This is a genomic window from Actinoplanes subtropicus, assembly GCF_000721705.1.
In the GTDB taxonomy this organism is placed as follows: domain Bacteria; phylum Actinomycetota; class Actinomycetes; order Mycobacteriales; family Micromonosporaceae; genus Actinoplanes; species Actinoplanes subtropicus.
In genome coordinates this window covers 127,685-143,351 of the sequence record NZ_JOJL01000011.1, presented here as the reverse complement: position 1 = coordinate 143,351, position 15,667 = coordinate 127,685, and the positions used below count along the sequence as shown (strand labels likewise).

Genomic DNA, 15,667 nt, shown 5'->3' with positions numbered 1-15,667 from the left:
TTTGTGCAGCGTGAACGTGCAGGCGTGACCCCGGGCGGGACGCCGAGACTGGGCCGATGACGGATGTCGAGACCGATGTGCTGATCGTCGGCAGCGGGCCGGCCGGTGGGGCCGCCGCGCTGTTGCTGAGCACCTATGGCGTACCGAACATCGTGGTGACCAAGTACGGCCGGTTGTCGGACACGCCGCGGGCGCACATCACCAACCAGCGCACGATGGAGGTGCTGCGCGACGCCGGCCTCGAGGACCAGGTGATCGCCCAGGCCACGCCGCAGCGGCTGATGGGCGACACGCCGTTCTGCTCGAGCCTGGCCGGCGAGGAGCTGGGCCGGCTGCACACCTGGTACACCCATCCGTCCCGGCAGGCCGACCACGACCTGGCCTCGCCGTCGAGCATCTGCGACATGCCGCAGCACCTGATGGAGCCGGTGCTGGTGGACAACGCGATCGCCCGGGGCACGTCGTTCCGCTACGAAACGGAATACCTGTCGCTCGAGCAGGATGCGTCCGGCGTCACGGCGACCGTTCGCGATCGGTTGCGCGGCGACGAGTACCGGATCCGGGCGAAGTATCTGATCGGCGCGGACGGCGGGCGCAGCAAGGTGGCCGAGGACATCGGGCTGCCGATGGTCGGCAGGATGGGCGTCGCGGGCAGCATCAACATCGTCTTCGAGGCCGACCTCAGCAAGTACGTCGCGTACCGGCCGAGCACGCTGTACTGGGTGCTGCAGACCGGGTCGGACATCGGCGGGATCGGGATGGGCCTGGTCCGCTGCGTGCGGCCGTGGCACGAGTGGCTGATCGTGTGGGGTTACGACATCAACGGCGAACCCCCGGACCTGACCGAGGAGTACGCCCGGCGGATCGCCCACCATCTGATCGGGGACGACTCGGTGCCGGTGACCATCAAGTCGTCCTCGGCGTGGACGGTCAACCACCTCTACGCCGAGGCGTACCAGAAGGGCCGGGTGTTCTGCGCGGGCGACGCGGTGCACCGGCATCCGCCGTCCAACGGTCTCGGCTCGAACACGTCCATCCAGGACGCCTACAACCTGGCCTGGAAGCTGGCCCTGGTGCTGCGCGGGGTGGCCGGCCCGGAGCTGCTGGACACCTACACCGCCGAGCGGGCGCCGATCGGCAAGCAGATCGTCGACCGGGCCAACCGCAGCATCGGCGAGACCACCCGCATCTTCGAGGCGCTCGGGATGCTCTCCACCGAGGACCCGTCGGAGCTGCGCCGCAACATGGCCAAGCGCAAGGACGCCGGGCCCGAGGCGGAGAAGCAGCGGGCGGCGTTGCGCGAGGCGATCGAGTTCAAGAACTACGAGTTCAACACCCACGGCGTCGAGCTCAATCAGCGGTACGAGTCGAGCGCCGTCCTCCCCGACGGGTCCGCCCCCGCCATGAACCCGCGCGACGACGAGCTCTACCACCACGCCACCACCACGCCGGGCGCGAAGATCCCGCACGCCTGGGTGGTCCGCGACCGGCGTTCGGTGTCCACGCTGGACCTCGGCGGGCAGGGCCGGTTCACGCTCTTCACCGGGGTCGGCGGGGAGCCGTGGGTCTCGGCCGTCTCGTCGGTCGCGGCCGACCTGGGCGTGCCACTGGCAGCGGTGACGATCGGGCCGGGCGCTTCGTACGAGGACGTCTACGGCGACTGGGCACGGCTGCGCGAGGTCGGCGACAGCGGCTGCGTGCTGGTCCGGCCGGACAACCACGTCTGCTACCGCAGCGCGGCCCTGCCCGGCGCGCCGGCCGACGTGTTGCGCGAGGCCCTGATCAGCGTGCTGGGGCGAGCAGTTTGACCGGAACTCGCGCGGCGAGTTCGTCGAACGAGATGCCGAACGTCTCCCGCACCACGACGCCGTCCGGCGTGATCAGAAATGTCGCGTGGTCCGTGTAGACGCGGTCGACGCAGCCGACGCCGGTGAGCGGATACGAACACTTCTCGACCAGTTTGGCCGAGCCGTCCTTCGCGAACAGCGTCATCATCACGAAAACGCTCTTCGCGCCGATCGCCAGGTCCATCGCGCCGCCGACCGCCGGGATCGCCTCCGGCTCGCCGGTGTGCCAGTTGGCCAGGTCGCCGGCGGCCGAGACCTGGAACGCGCCGAGCACGCACACGTCGAGGTGGCCGCCGCGCATCATCGCGAACGAGTCGGCGTGGTGGAAGTACGACGACCCGGGCAGCTCGGTCACCGGGATCTTCCCGGCGTTCATCAGGTCGGGATCGATCTGGTCGCCCGTGGCGGCCGGGCCCATGTTGAGCATCCCGTTCTCGGTGTGCAGCACCACGCCCGAGTCGGCCGGCAGGTGGTCGGCGACCAGCGTGGGCTGGCCGATCCCGAGGTTCACGTACGCGCCGCGCGGGATGTCGTTCGCGATCAGTTCGGCCATCGCGTGCTTGTCGAGGCTCATGCTGCGCCCTCCTCTGGCATGCCCTTCTGGCCCTCGCCTGCGATGCCCCATCCAACCGCCCCGCCCGCCGCCCAAAGACGGACTGAAGGCTTGTCTACTCGGGCTGGGTGCCGCTCGGTGCAGGCGGTCATACCGCCACCACCCGGTCCACGTAGATGCTCGGCGTCACGATCGCTTCGGGATCGAGCCGGCCCGTGTCGACCACCTCGCTCACCTGGGCGATGACCAGCTTGGCGGCGGTCGCCATCACCGGCCCGAAGTTGCGGGCGGTCTTGCGGTAGACGAGGTTGCCCATCCGATCGGAAACGTGCGCGCCGATCAGTGCCACGTCCCCCCGGATCGGGTACTCGAGCACGTAGGTGCGGCCGTCGATCTCGCGCACCTCCTTGCCCTCGGCGAGCGACGTGCCGGCGCCGGTCGGGCAGAAGAACGCGCCGATGCCCGCGCCGGCCGCCCGCATCCGCTCGGCGAGGTTTCCCTGCGGCACCAGGTCGAGCTCGATCTTCCCGGCCCGGTACAGCCCGTCGAAGACCCAGGAATCCGACTGCCGCGGAAAGGAACACACCATCTTGCGTACGCGTCCCTTGGCCAGCAGGGCGGCAAGGCCGGTGTCGCCGTTCCCGGCGTTGTTGGAGACCACGGTGAGGTCCTTGGCGCCCTGCTCGATCAGCGCGTCCACCAGTTCGACCGGCATGCCGGCCATGCCGAACCCGCCGACCAGGATCGTCGAGCCGTCCTCGATCCCGGCGACCGCCTCGGCCGCCGAATCGCAAATGGTCGCGCTCATGACGCCACGCTCTCCAGCACCACGGCGAGGGCCTGGCCGACGCCGATGCAGATCGCGGCGACACCCCAGCGCTCGCCGGACTCCTTCAGGCGGGCCGCGAGCGTGCCCAGGATCCGGCCGCCGGATGCGCCGAGCGGGTGACCGATCGCGATCGCTCCGCCCTTCGCGTTCACGATCGCCGGGTCGATGCCCCAGGCGTCCACGCACGCGATCGATTGGACCGCGAACGCCTCGTTCAGCTCGACCGCGGCCACCTCCGACCAGGTGACACCGGCCCGGCGCAGCGCGCGGTCGGCGGCCTCGACCGGTGCATATCCGAACATCGGCGGCTCGACCGCGGCCACCCCGCGACCGGCGACCCGGGCGAGCGGCGCGCGGCCGATCCGGTCGGCGGCGGCCGCGGAGCCGAGCAGCACGGCGGACGCGCCGTCGTTGAGCGGCGAGGCGTTGCCCGCGGTGATCGTGCCGGCCGTCCGGAACGACGGTTTCAGGGCGGCCAGCTTCTCCGCCGACGACCCCGGGCGGATGCCCTCGTCCCGGGACAGGTCGACGCCCTCGACCGGGACCACCAGGTCGTCGTAGAAACCGGCCGCCCACGCCGCGTCGGCCAGGTTGTGCGACCGCGCGGCGAACTCGTCCTGGCGTACGCGGGAAATGGTGAACTTCTCGGCGAGCAGTTCGTTCGACTCGCCCAGCGAGATCGTCCACTCCTTCGGCATGTTCTCGTTGACCAGGCGCCAGCCGAGCGTGGTCGACACCGCGGTCACGTTCCCGGCCGGGAAGGCGCGGGACGGCTTCGGCAGCACCCACGGCGCCCGGGTCATCGACTCGACCCCGCCGGCCACGACCACGTCGGCGTCGCCGGACTCGATCGTGCGCGAGGCCATCATCGCGGCGTCCAGCGACGAACCGCAGAGCCGGTTGACCGTGGTCGCCGGCACCTCCACGGGCAGGCCGGCGAGCAGCACGGCCATCCGGCCGACGTTCCGGTTGTCCTCGCCGGCCTGGTTGGCGCAGCCCCACACCACGTCGCCGATCGCCGCCGGGTCGAGGCCGGGCGCCTTGCCCAGCACCCCCTTGAGCGCGATCGCGGCCAGGTCGTCCGGGCGGACCTCGGCGAGGGCGCCGCCGAACCGGCCGAACGGCGTGCGAGCAGCGGCGTACAGGAAAGCATCGGTCACGTTCCCACCCTACGTTTCGCGGACCGATTGGTTCCAATACTGAATTGCCTATGATTGATAATGTCCGATTATGGAACTGCGTCACCTGCGTGCCTTCGCCGCCCTCGCCGAGGAGGGACATTTCGGGCGGGCGGCCGAGCGCCTGCACATCGCCCAGCCTGCGCTCTCCCAGCAGGTCAAGCAGCTGGAACGGGAGTTCGGCGTGGAGTTGGTCAGCCGCACCACGCGCCGGGTGGAGCTGACCGGGGCGGGCCGGCGCTTCGCCGAGCACTGCCATGCGGTGCTCGGGTCGGTCGACCGGGCCTCGACCGACATGGCGCAGGTCGCGTCGGGGCAGGCCGGGCGGGTGTCGGTCGGCTTCATCGGCACGGCGACGTACGACCTGTTGCCGCTCGCCGCCCGCCAAGTGCGCGACGCGTTGCCGGGGGTGCGGCTCGAGCTGCACGGCGAGCTGCTCAGCCCGGCGCTGCTCGACGGGCTGCTGGACGGGTCTTACGACCTGGTGGTGCTGCGGCCGGACGGCCTCGCACGGCCCGCGGTCGACCTGCGGGTGCTGCGCACCGAGCGGATGGTCGCGGTGCTGCCCGACCATCACCCGCTGGCCGGGCGGGCCCGGATCGACCTGGCGGAGCTGGCCGGGGAGCCGTTCGTGATGCACTATTCCGGGCACCGGTCGTCGATGCACGAGCGCGTGCTGGCGGCGTGTGCGGCGGCCGGGTTCCGGCCGCCGTCGATCACCGAGGTGGGCGAGACGGCGACGCTGGTCGTGTTCGTCGCGGCCGGCCTGGGCGTGGCGCTGGTGCCGTCGCCGGTGCGCAGCCTGGCCCTGGCCGGCGTCGCGTATGTCGAGCTCACCGACGCCGCCACCATCGATCTGGCCCTGGCCACCCGCTCGGGCGAGACGTCCCCGGCCGTCCACCGGGTCGCCGGCATCGTCGCCGGCCTGGCCGCCCGCTGAGGCGCCGCTGGTGAAAGACGACGAGGAGCGGGTATACCGGCGGCATGGCGTCCGCTGATCCGCTCGGCCGGTACCGCGACAAGCGTGACTTCGCTCGTACGCCCGAACCGGCCGGCGCCGGCGGCGGCGAGACCGCCACCCGCCGGTTCGTGGTCCAGCGGCACCGGGCGCGGCGGCTGCACTACGACTTCCGCCTCGAGGTCGGCGGCGTCCTGGCGAGCTGGGCGGTGCCGAAGGGCCCGACCCTGGACCCGAAGGTGCGCCGCGCCGCCTACCACGTCGAGGACCATCCGCTCGACTACGCCGGCTTCGAGGGCGTGATCCCGGGCGGCCAGTACGGCAGCGGCGACGTGATCGTCTGGGACAACGGGACCTGGCAGCCGGCCTCCGCGGCGGACCCGGACGCCTCTCTCGCCGCCGGTGAGCTCCATTTCGATCTGTTCGGAGCTAAGTTGCGCGGCCGGTTCGTTCTCGTGCGCACCCGGGTCGACGCGCGCGGCAAGGAGGAATGGCTGCTGCTGCACAAACGCGATCAGTTCGCGGTCAGCGGCTGGGACCCGGAGGAGCACCCGCGATCGGTTCTGAGCGACCGCACCAACGACGAGGTGCAGGCCGATCCGGATCGAGCGTCGTAGCCAGTCGTAACCGGTCGTATCCAGTCGTAACCGAGAGGGGGGAGCCATGGCACGACCGATCTGGACCGGGGCGATCACCTTCGGCCTGGTCTCCGTGCCGGTCGCGATGTATTCCGCGACCCACGAGCACGAGGTGTCGTTCCACCAGTTCGAGCGGGACACGTCCGATCGCATCCGATACCGGCGGGTCAACGAGCGCACCGGCAAGGAGGTCGACTACGACGACATCGTCAAGGGCGCGGACGTCGGCGGCGGCGAGTACGTCCTGCTCGACCAGGACGAACTGGACGCGGTGGCGCCGGGGCGCTCCCGCAGCCTGGCGATCGACCGCTTCGTCGACCTGGACGACATCGATCCGATCTACTACCAGAAGACCTACTATCTCTGCCCGGGCGGCGAGGACACCGCCAAGGTGTACGGGCTGCTGCGGGACGCGATGACCGACGCCAACCGGGCCGCGATCGGCACCCTGGTGATGCGCGGCAAGGAGTATCTGGCGGCGATCCGTCCCGACGGCGACCTCCTGGTGCTGCAGACGATGTTCTTCGCCGACGAGGTGCGCGACCCGAAGGAGGAGATCGAGGGGCTGCCGCGCCCGGGCGCCGCCAGGAAGAACGAGCTGAGCATGGCCCAGCAGCTGATCGACTCGATGGCCGGCCCGTGGCGCCCGCGGGACTTCCGGGACACCTACACCGACCGGGTCAACGAGCTGATCAAGCAGAAGCGGGCCGGCAGGAAGGTCACGGTCGCCGAGCCGGCGCCCGAGCCGACGAACGTCACCGACCTGTTCGAGGTGCTCAAGCGCAGCGTCGAGAACGCGCAGAAGCGCCGCTCGGCCCCGTCGCGGAAGTCCCCGGCGAAGGAGACGCCCGCCAAGAAAGCGCCCGCCAAGAAGGCCGCGGCCAAGAAGACACCGGCCAAGAAAGCCGCGGCCAAGAAGACACCGGCCAAAGAAAGCCGCGGCCGAGAAAGCGCCGGCGAGGAAGAAGGCCTCCTGAGCGTCACCGGCGGCGCCGCTCGCCCTCCGCGGGTTCGGTCGAGAACGCCTTGGCCAGCATCGCCGCGATCGCGATGCCCACCACGGCGATCCCGAGCTGCACCGCGAGCACCTCCCAGTCGTACCGGTGATGCCACACCGTGAGCATCTTTCCGCTGCGCAGGTCCCACCGATCGGCGGCCCAGGTGCCGGCGACCGCCGCTCCCATCCCGATCAGGACGGTCAGGATGATCCCGATCCCCTGCCGCCCGGGCAGCAGGATCCGGGCCACCACCCCGATGACCGCCCCGAACACGACGGCCGCCACGTAGTCGTGAGCGCTCACGAAACCTCCCAGGTCCACCCGACATCACCGCCCCGATTCCCGGATCGGCGACCCCCGCAAACGTCAGCGTGGCCAGCGGTGTCAAATCTGAGCGGGACTCCGCCTCACCGTCCCCTGCCCCGCGCCGGGGCCGGCACCGCCGGTTCGTCCGATGAATCGGACTCGCCGGTACGGGCGGGGAACAGCACGATCAGGGCGACCCCGGCGGCGATGACCGCGGTGCCGATCAGGACGCGGGCGTCCAGCCGCTCGCCGAGCAGCCACCAGCCGAGCAGCACGGCGACGACCGGGTTGACGAACGCGTACGTGCCGGCGACCCGCGGCGCGACGTGATCGAGCAGCCAGGTGTACGCGGTGTACGCGATCACACTGCCGAACACGATCAGGTAGCCGAGGGCCAGCAGCGATCGGCCGGACACCCCGATCCGCCCGTACTCCCCGGCGACCCCGGCCAGCGCCGCCAGGATCGCTCCCGCGCTCACCATCTCCACCGCGCTCGCCAGCAGGGCGTGCGACGGCCGGGGCGCGTGCACCGCGTAGACCGAGCCGAGTCCCCAGCACATCGCCCCGCCCAGCGCGACCGCGGTGGCGAGCGCGTCGTTCGCGCCGCCCGGCCGGACCAGGACGGCCACCCCGGCGATGCCCGCGACCAGGCCGATGCCGATCGGGACGGTGATGCGCTCACGATCGATCACGCGCCGGCCGAGCACGATCCACAGCGGGATCGTGGCCAGGAAGAGCGCGGTCGTGCCGGACGGCAGGGTCTGCTCGGCCCAGCACGCCCCGCCGGTGCCCGCGGCCGGCAGGAGCAGCCCCTGGATCGCGCCGGCCCGCCATTCCCGCCGGTCCGGCATCGTCCAGCGCCGGTAGCGGCAGTAGGCGAACAGCAGCGCGCCCGCGACCAGGAACCGGGCCGCGTTGAGGGTGAACGGCGGGAACGTCTCGAGTCCGACCTTGAGCCCCAGGTAGGTCGATCCCCAGACGACATAGACGATCAGGAGCGGTCCGGCAGCGCCCATACCGGTCCTCTACCCCCGTCGCGGCGCTTTTCTCACCCGTACGCCCGCATGGGTTCTAGAAGGTGTGGCGGTAGAGGGAGCAGCCGCGGCAGACGTCGGGCGGGTCGGCGCTGTCGAGCCGGCGGCGGAAGTCCTGGTACGCCTCGCCGCACCAGATCTCGGCGAAACTCGATCGGTTCAGATCGCCGAGAACGACCCGGTCGTCGCCCATCACCATGCAGCACGGCTGCACCAGGCCGGCGCTGGTCACATACGCCGCGTCCCAGGGCCACGTGCAGTTGCCGCCGCCCTCGTCGGCCAGGGCGGGCACCCGCAGCCTCAGGCCGGCCGGCGCCGCGACCCGGGCGGCCTCGGCGAACATCGAGCGGGCCCGCTCGGTGTCCTGGTCGCTCCACAGTGCCTGGCCGGCGGTGAACTCGCGGATCTCCCGGTAGGCGCCGGCCGGATCGGTGTCGGCGAAGTCGTGCGAGAGATTCTGCACGCGCAACTCGTCCACCCCGATCCGGGCCAGCAGCCGGGCCAGCCCCGGCAGGTCGGCGACGTTGTCACGCATCGCCACGAACACCACCCGGATCCACGGCGTCGCGCTGCCGAGCTCCCGCTTGGCCCGCACCAGGCCCGCCAGGTTGCCGACCACCCGATCGAACGACGCGCCCTCGCGGATCGCCTCGTAGACGGCCGGACCGGCGCCGTCGAGCGAGACGTGCAGCCAGTCGAGACCCGACTCGACCAGTTCGCGGGCGCGCCGGCCGGTCAGCAGCGTGGCGTTGGAGTTGAAGCCGACCCGGATGCCGCGGCCGACGGCGGTCGCGATCATTTCCGGCAGGTACGGCGACAGCAGCGGCTCGCCGAGGCCCTGCAGGGTGAGCCGGCGCACCGGCACCTCGTCGACCAGCCGCCGGAACAGCTCCGGCCGCATCGCCCCGGCCAGCTTGTTCACCGGCGGGCGGTAGCGGACAAGACACATCGTGCAGCGCAGGTTGCAGGCCGAGGTGATTTCGACCTGCAGATGTTCGGGCAGCGGCGGGCCGGTCACCGGCGCGTGGTCCATGCCGGGCCGAGTACCACGGGAGCCGCGGGGTACACCACGCTTCGTGGAGCGGATCGGAGTCGTCGTGATCACTCATGAACGCCGGCCGGAGGCGCTCGGCGCGGTCGCCCGCCTCGTGGAACTGCCCGAGCGGCCGCCGATCGTGCTGGTCGACAACGGCTCCACCGACGGCACGGCCGACGCCGTCCGGAAAAGGTTTCCCGAAGTCGAGGTGCTCGCCCTCGATCGCAACGCCGGCGCGGTCGGCCGCAACCTGGGCGTCGAGCGGCTCCGGACGCCCTACGTCGCCTTCTGCGACGACGACACCTGGTGGGAGCCGGGCAGTCTGGCCCGCGCGGCCGCCCTGCTGGACGCGCACCCGCGGCTGGCCGTGCTGAACGCCCGGATCGTCGTCGAGCCGGGCGGCGAGGACGATCCGATCGTCGCCGAACTGCGCGACTCCCCCGTTCCGGGCCCGGGCTGGCTGCCCGGACCGGCGCTCGGCAGCTTCCTGGCCGGCGCGTCCGTCGTACGGCGGGAGGCCTTCCGCGCGGCCGGCGGGTTCAGCGCCCGGCTGTGGCTCGGCGGCGAGGAGGAACTGCTCGCGACCGATCTGCTCGCCGCCGGCTGGGAGCTCTGCTACCGGGCCGACCTGGTCGTGCACCACGCCGCGTCGCCGGTGCGGGACCGCTCGAGGCGCCGGCGCGACGGCCTGCGCAACACGCTCCCCCCCGGGCGCCCCCGCCCGCGCGGGGTCGGGCCCCGGCTGGCCCCGCTGGACCCCCCCCGCGGCCCCGCGGCGCCCCGCCGCTACATCTGACCGAGGACGCGGCGGTCGAGCAGGCCGCCGCCGGCCTGCGGCGGGACGGCGGGACCTCGGTGGTCGCGGTCCGCGCGGACCTCGCGACCTACCAGGGCGTGGAGCAGGTGTACGCGTCGATCCTGGAGACCGGCCGGCCGGTCGACGCGATCGCGCTCAACGCGGGCCGGGGGATCGGCGGCGACTTCACGACCGGGACCGATCTGGACGACGAACTGAATGTGATCGCGGTGAACGTCACCTCCACCGTGCACCTCGCCAAGCGGGTGCTGCCGGACATGGTGGACCGGGCCACCGGGCCGGTGCTGTTCACGTCGTCGATCGCGTCCACCATGCCCGGCATGTACCAGGCCGTCCACAACGCGTCGAAGTCGTTCGTGCAGTCGTTCGCCGAGGCGTTGCGGGCCGAGCTGAAGGGCACCGGCGCGACCGTCAGCTCGCTGATGCCCGGCCCGACCGACACGAACTTCTTCCACCGCGCCGAGATGGACGACACGAAGGTCGGCGCGGGCCCGAAGGACGACCCGGCGCTCGTCGCCGAGCAGGGTTTCCGGGCGCTGATGAAGGACAAGCAGAAAGTGGTCGCCGGCTCGGCCAGGACCAGGGCACAGGGGGTGGCGGGAAAGGTGCTGCCGGACAAGGCGAAGGCCGAGATGCACCGCCGGATGGCCGAGCCCGGCTCGGCATCCGATCAGTGACGCGCACCTGACGGACCGGCCGGGCGTGCGTCGTTACGCTGGGCCGCGTGCTCATCCGCCTGCTCGGCGGCTTCGAGGTGGACCGGGACGGGGCGCCCGTCCCCGCCCGCGAGTGGCGCCTGCGCAAGGCCCGTACGCTGGTGAAACTCCTCGCCCTCGCGCCCGGCCGGCAGATGCACCGGGACGTGCTGCTGGAGCTGCTGTGGCCGGGGCGTGATCCCGCGTCGGCGGCGAACAACCTGCACCAGGCCCTGCACGTCGCCCGCCGGGTGCTGGGCGACGTGCTCACGTTGCGGGAGGACGTGGTCACGCTCGGGCCGGTCGAGGTCGACGTGCTCGAGTTCGAGCGGCTGGCCCGCGAGGGCCGGTCCCGGGCCGCCGTGGCCGCCTACACCGGTGACCTGCTGCCCGAGGACCGGTTCGAGGATTGGGCGACCGAGCGGCGTGAGCAGTTGAGATCGCTTTTCTGCGCGGCGCTGGTCGACCTCGACGACCTGGACGCCGCGGAACGAGCGCTCGCGATCGACGCGCGGCACGAGGGCGCGGTGCGGGTCGTCATGCGTCATCTCGCCGCCGCCGGCCGCCGATCGGAGGCGCTCGCCCGCTACGAACGGCTCCGCGACGATCTGCTCGCCGATTTCGGCACCGACCCCGACCCGGAGACCCGGCGGCTCTACCGCAGGATGCTGACCGACGAGCCGGGCACGCCGGGCAACAACCTCGGATCGCCGCTGACCAGTTTCGTCGGCCGGGAGCGGGAGATCGCCGACGTGCACCGCCTGCTCGTCCGCGGCGGCCTGCTGACCTTCACCGGGGTCGGCGGCGCCGGCAAGACGCGGCTCGCCGAGGAGGCCGCCCGCCGGCTGATCGGCTCCTATCCCGACGGGGTCTGGTTCGCCGACCTGGCCCGGGTCACCGACCCGCACCTGGTCGCCGACACGGTCGCCGCCGCCCTGGGCCTGGAACCGGCGGCGGGCTCCGATCCGCTGCGTACGCTGGTCGGCCGCCTGGCCACCGGGACCCTGCTGCTGATCCTGGACAACTGCGAGCACCTGCTCACCGCCTGCGCCGCCCTGGCCGTCGCGGTCCGCCGGTCCTGCCCGGGCGTGACCCTGCTGGCCACCAGCCGGGAGCCGCTGCACGTCCCGGGCGAGGTCACCTTCCGGGTGCCGTCGCTGGAGGTGCCGGCCGACGACGACCGGCCGGCCGCGCTGTCCTCGGTGCGGCTGTTCGTGGAGCGGGCCCGGGACGTACGCCCCGGGTTCGCCCTCGACGACACCAACGCGCCCGCGATCGCCGAGATCTGCCGCCGGCTCGACGGCATCCCGCTGGCCCTGGAGCTCGCCGCGGCCCGGATGTCGCACCTGGAACCGGCCGAGATCGCCGAGCGGCTGACCGGCGCGCTGTCGCTGCTGGGCCGCCGCGGCGAGGTCACCCGGCACGCCACGCTGCGGGCCGCGCTGGAGTGGAGCCACGCCCTGCTCGACCCGGACGAGCAGATCCTGCTGCGCCGGCTCGCGGTCTTCGCCGGCAGCTTCTCGCTGACCGCGGCCGAGCGGGTCTGCGCCGGCGACGACGTGAACGTTCTCGACTGCCTGGGCCGGATCGTCGACAAGTCGCTGGTCCAGATCGAGCCGGCCGGCGATCGCTCCCGGTACCGGCTGCTCGAGACGATCCGGCAGCTCGCCCGGGAGCGCCTGGCCGCCGCCGGCGAGGAGGCGGCGTTCGAGGCCGCGCACAGCCGGTACTTCGCCCGGCTGGCGGCCGAGAGCGACCCGGACGACGCCCCGGGCATCGTGGCCGAGCGGCCACAACTGCTCGACATCGATCACGACAACCTACGGGCCGCGCTGACCTGGGCGCTGCGGCACGACCCGGCGCGGGCGCTGCAGCTGACGGTCAGCCTGTGGCGGTACTGGCTCTCCCGCGGTCACTTCGTCGAGGGCGCCGGCTGGCTGGAACGCGCCCTCGCGGCCGCCGCCGCCCCGTCGCCGGAGCGATCGCGGGCGGTCTTCGCGCTCGCCGTGCTGACGGGCCGGCTCGGCATCGGCCGGCGGCTGTCCGAGCTGGGCGACGCCGGAGTGGCGGACGCGGAACGGTCGGGCACGGCCGTCGACGTGGCCCGGGCCTGGCTCATGCGCGGCATCCTGCTGGTCGGCGTGGCCGAGGTGGACGAGGCCGAGCGGATCGCGCTGACCGCGCCCACGCCGGACCCGCCGCTGACCGCCACCGCCCGCTGGCTGGCCGCCCTGGCCGCGCTGTTCCGCGAGGACACCGGTCTCGCCCGCGAGCGCTTCGCGGAGTGCCTGCGGGCGCTCGGCCGGGTCGACGCCGCGGCCGGGCCGTTCCTGCCGGCCGTGACCGTGTGCCTGCCGCTCGCCCCGATCGGCGACACCACCGTGCCGGTCTTCGAGGAGTCGTGGCTGCTCGGCCGCCGGGTCGGCGCGGTACAGGGGCACGCCTACGCGCTGTCGGCCGCCGGCTACGCCCACCGGCTGGCCGGGGACCTGACCGCCGCCCGGGACACCGTCGAACGCGCCGCCGACGGGTTCGCCCGGATCGACGACACCGCGGGGCTAGCCCACGCCCTCAACCACCTCGGCTGCGTCGAGCGGGACGCGCGGCTGTTCGACGCCGCCGACAAGCACCTGCGCGAGGCGCTGCGCCTGCGCGAGCAGCTCGGCGACCGCCGCGGCGAGAACCTCAGCCTGGCCAACCTCGGCCTGCTCGCCGCCGCGGCCGGCGATGTCGCCGGGGGCCGCCGGTACGCCCGGATGGCCCTCGACCGCAGCACGGCGGTCGACGACGCGCCGGGCGTCGGCGGCGCGCTGCTCGACCTCGCGGTGATCGAGCTGTACGGCGGCGACCGGCACCGCGCGCGAGTGCTCACCGAGCGGGCGGTCGCGGCGTTCGAGCCGCAGGGCTTCCTCCGGCTCGAGGCCTGGTCCCGGCTGCTCGCCGCCGAGCTGGGCGCCCCCGGCGAGCACCTGCGGGCGGCGCACGCGCTGTTCGGCCGCCTCGGCTGCCGGATCGGCTCACCGCGCGCTGAGGCGTTGCTAAGCGGCGGCTAAGAGCGCGTTCCTAGCGTCGGTCGGCATGAACACCTTTGGCGAAGCCACGCTCGGCGAGCTGGCGCAGGCCCTGCGGGGCGATCTGATCCGCCCGGACGACCCGGGTTACGACGAGGCGCGGTCGATCTGGAACGGCGCGCACGACCGGCGACCGGCCCTGATCCTCCGCTGCCAAGGGGTGGCGGACGTGCTCAAGGGGGTCGAGTTCGCCCGCAGCGAGGGCCTGCCGCTCGCGGTCCGCGGCGGCGGGCACAGCATTCCCGGCTTCTCGACCGTGGACGGCGGCCTCGTGCTCGACCTCTCCCCGATGAACGGCATCCGGGTCGACCCCGGCCGCGGCACCGTCGTGGCGCAGGGTGGCTGCCTGTGGCGCGACGTTGACGCCGAGACGCAGGCGTTCGGGCTTGCGGTGACAGGCGGCATCATCTCCTCGACCGGCATCGGCGGCTTCACGCTCGGCGGCGGCATCGGCTGGCTGGTCCGCAAGTGCGGTCTGACCTGCGACAACCTGATCGCCGCGGACATCGTGACCGCGGACGGCCAGTATCTGCACACCAGCGAGCAGGAACGACCGGAACTGCTCTGGTCGCTGCGCGGCGGCGGCGGGAACTTCGGCGTGGTCACCTCGCTCGAGCTGCGCCTGCACGAGGTCGGCCCGACCATCTTCGGCGGCCTGGTCTTCTACCCCGGCGAGCACGCCGAGCAGATCCTGCACGGGTTCCGCGCGGCCACCGCGAATGCGCCGGACGACCTGACCGCGCTGATCAACATGACCACCGCGCCGCCGGCCCCGTTCCTCCCCGAGGAGGTGCACGGCAAGCCGATCGTGGCGGTCGGCGCGATGTGGGCGGGCCGCCCCGAGGACGGCGACGCGGCCACCCGGTCGCTGCGGGGTCTCGCCCCGGTGGTGACCGATCTCTTCGGACCGATGCCGTACGCGGCGCAGCAGGCCCTGCTCGACCCGCTCTACCCGCGCGGCATGTGGAACTACTTCCGGTCGGCGTTCTTCGACGACCTGGACGACGCGGCCGGCCGGATCGTCGAGGAGTTCCACCGGATCCCGAACCCGATCACCGAGATCCACATCCACCACCTCGGCGGGGCGATGGGCCGCGTCCCCGGCGACGCGACCGCGTTCGGCACCCGGGACCGCGAGTTCATCCTGAACGTGGTGGCCCGCTCGGCCGACGCCGACTCGTTCCCGCCGGCGGTCGCCTGGGCCCGCGGCGCGACCGACGCGCTCGGCGCGGACGCCGCGACCTATGTGAACTTCACCGGCGAGGGCACCGAGGAGCGGGTCCGGGCCGCCTACCCGAAGACCACCTATGAGCGTCTGGTGACGGTCAAGGACGAGTACGACCCGACCAACCTGTTCCGCCTCAACCAGAACATCGCGCCCTCGAAGGCGATCTGACCGGCGTCCGGCCGGCCGCCCACACGGCCGGCCGGGCCCGGATCACACCGGCGACGTGAGGTCGACCGGCTCCACCGGTTCCACCGGCTTGGGCCTGGGCCGCCGGCGGTCCATCTTCGCCTTGGCCGTGTCCACGCCGGCGCCCACCACGTCCTTGGCCTTGTGCTGGGCCTGCTGGACGGTCGGGTTGCCGCGCATCCGGCGGGCCGCCTCGGCGATCTGCTCGTACTTCTCCCGCCCGGCCTTGGAGCCGAGCACGTAACCCGCCGCGAATCCGGCGGCGAACTTGACGATCCGCATGATGGGTCCTT

The 15,667-nt window shown here is 72.6% G+C and carries 14 protein-coding genes and 1 pseudogene; 8 read left to right on the top strand and 7 right to left on the bottom strand.

The features are described 5' to 3' along the window. Positions 1-56 precede the first annotated feature (56 nt). A complete protein-coding gene (locus IH26_RS0117080) occupies positions 57-1,808 on the top strand; it encodes an FAD-dependent oxidoreductase (protein WP_030437197.1) in 1,752 nt (583 codons plus the stop codon). Here IH26_RS0117080 and IH26_RS0117075 read toward each other — a convergent pair. The 3 genes from IH26_RS0117075 to IH26_RS0117065 form a co-directional block, all read right to left on the bottom strand. Beyond that, positions 1,783-2,421, bottom strand: a complete 639-nt coding sequence (locus IH26_RS0117075; protein WP_030437196.1) for a 3-oxoacid CoA-transferase subunit B — start codon at positions 2,419-2,421, stop codon at positions 1,783-1,785. The genes IH26_RS0117080 and IH26_RS0117075 overlap by 26 nt on opposite strands. A gap of 127 nt (positions 2,422-2,548) precedes the next feature. Then, positions 2,549-3,208, bottom strand: a complete 660-nt coding sequence (locus IH26_RS0117070) for a 3-oxoacid CoA-transferase subunit A (RefSeq protein ID WP_030437195.1) — start codon at positions 3,206-3,208, stop codon at positions 2,549-2,551. Further along, entirely contained in the window at positions 3,205-4,389 is a 1,185-nt protein-coding gene (locus IH26_RS0117065; protein WP_030437194.1) for a thiolase family protein, read from the bottom strand. Before IH26_RS0117065 ends, IH26_RS0117070 begins: the two co-directional genes overlap by 4 nt. A 70-nt stretch (positions 4,390-4,459) precedes the next feature. On the opposite strand from IH26_RS0117065, the gene IH26_RS0117060 reads away from it, so the two are divergent. The 3 genes and pseudogenes from IH26_RS0117060 to ku all read left to right on the top strand — a co-directional run. Continuing rightward, positions 4,460-5,347 (top strand): LysR family transcriptional regulator, encoded by an 888-nt coding sequence (locus IH26_RS0117060; protein WP_030437193.1) that lies wholly within the window; start codon positions 4,460-4,462, stop codon positions 5,345-5,347. Between the two features lie 44 nt (positions 5,348-5,391). Then, complete coding sequence (locus IH26_RS0117055) at positions 5,392-5,982, top strand: DNA polymerase ligase N-terminal domain-containing protein (protein WP_030437192.1); 591 nt, start codon at positions 5,392-5,394, stop codon at positions 5,980-5,982. A gap of 46 nt (positions 5,983-6,028) precedes the next feature. After that, positions 6,029-6,781 (top strand): annotated as a pseudogene (ku, locus tag IH26_RS0117050) (non-homologous end joining protein Ku); the annotation flags it as partial. A 202-nt stretch (positions 6,782-6,983) separates the two neighbouring features. Here ku and IH26_RS0117045 read toward each other — a convergent pair. The 3 genes from IH26_RS0117045 to IH26_RS0117035 form a co-directional block, all read right to left on the bottom strand. Next, complete coding sequence (locus IH26_RS0117045; protein WP_245665253.1) at positions 6,984-7,304, bottom strand: GlsB/YeaQ/YmgE family stress response membrane protein; 321 nt, start codon at positions 7,302-7,304, stop codon at positions 6,984-6,986. Between the two features lie 104 nt (positions 7,305-7,408). Next, a complete protein-coding gene (locus IH26_RS0117040; protein WP_034215451.1) occupies positions 7,409-8,323 on the bottom strand; it encodes an EamA family transporter in 915 nt (304 codons plus the stop codon). 55 nt (positions 8,324-8,378) lie between these two features. Beyond that, on the bottom strand, positions 8,379-9,374 hold the full coding sequence (locus IH26_RS0117035) for a radical SAM protein (protein ID WP_030437188.1): 996 nt from the start codon (positions 9,372-9,374) through the stop codon (positions 8,379-8,381). Between the two features lie 43 nt (positions 9,375-9,417). On the opposite strand from IH26_RS0117035, the gene IH26_RS0117030 reads away from it, so the two are divergent. Genes IH26_RS0117030 through IH26_RS0117015 form a run of 4 tightly spaced genes read left to right on the top strand, consistent with a single transcriptional unit; the run spans position 9,418 to position 15,356 of the window. Then, positions 9,418-10,173, top strand: a complete 756-nt coding sequence (locus tag IH26_RS0117030) for a glycosyltransferase family 2 protein (protein WP_030437187.1) — start codon at positions 9,418-9,420, stop codon at positions 10,171-10,173. Then, positions 10,170-10,871, top strand: a complete 702-nt coding sequence (locus tag IH26_RS0117025) for an SDR family NAD(P)-dependent oxidoreductase (RefSeq protein ID WP_084598897.1) — start codon at positions 10,170-10,172, stop codon at positions 10,869-10,871. Before IH26_RS0117030 ends, IH26_RS0117025 begins: the two co-directional genes overlap by 4 nt. 47 nt (positions 10,872-10,918) lie before the next feature. Next, positions 10,919-13,942, top strand: a complete 3,024-nt coding sequence (locus IH26_RS55880) for an ATP-binding protein (RefSeq protein ID WP_051808216.1) — start codon at positions 10,919-10,921, stop codon at positions 13,940-13,942. Between the two features lie 25 nt (positions 13,943-13,967). Then, positions 13,968-15,356 (top strand): FAD-binding oxidoreductase, encoded by a 1,389-nt coding sequence (locus IH26_RS0117015; RefSeq protein WP_030437184.1) that lies wholly within the window; start codon positions 13,968-13,970, stop codon positions 15,354-15,356. 42 nt (positions 15,357-15,398) lie between these two features. Here the strand turns inward: IH26_RS0117015 and IH26_RS53630 are convergent, their stop codons facing one another. After that, a complete protein-coding gene (locus IH26_RS53630; protein WP_034215448.1) occupies positions 15,399-15,656 on the bottom strand; it encodes a YtxH domain-containing protein in 258 nt (85 codons plus the stop codon). Positions 15,657-15,667: the final 11 nt, after the last annotated feature.

Coding starts and splice junctions, on each gene's coding strand:
- IH26_RS0117080 (WP_030437197.1), top strand. CDS start 57: ATGACGGATGTCGAGACCGATGTGCTGATCGTCGGCAGCGGGCCGGCC.
- IH26_RS0117075 (WP_030437196.1), bottom strand. CDS start 2,421: ATGAGCCTCGACAAGCACGCGATGGCCGAACTGATCGCGAACGACATC.
- IH26_RS0117070 (WP_030437195.1), bottom strand. CDS start 3,208: ATGAGCGCGACCATTTGCGATTCGGCGGCCGAGGCGGTCGCCGGGATC.
- IH26_RS0117060 (WP_030437193.1), top strand. CDS start 4,460: ATGGAACTGCGTCACCTGCGTGCCTTCGCCGCCCTCGCCGAGGAGGGA.
- IH26_RS0117055 (WP_030437192.1), top strand. CDS start 5,392: ATGGCGTCCGCTGATCCGCTCGGCCGGTACCGCGACAAGCGTGACTTC.
- IH26_RS0117040 (WP_034215451.1), bottom strand. CDS start 8,323: ATGGGCGCTGCCGGACCGCTCCTGATCGTCTATGTCGTCTGGGGATCG.
- IH26_RS0117035 (WP_030437188.1), bottom strand. CDS start 9,374: ATGGACCACGCGCCGGTGACCGGCCCGCCGCTGCCCGAACATCTGCAG.
- IH26_RS0117015 (WP_030437184.1), top strand. CDS start 13,968: ATGAACACCTTTGGCGAAGCCACGCTCGGCGAGCTGGCGCAGGCCCTG.
- IH26_RS53630 (WP_034215448.1), bottom strand. CDS start 15,656: ATGCGGATCGTCAAGTTCGCCGCCGGATTCGCGGCGGGTTACGTGCTC.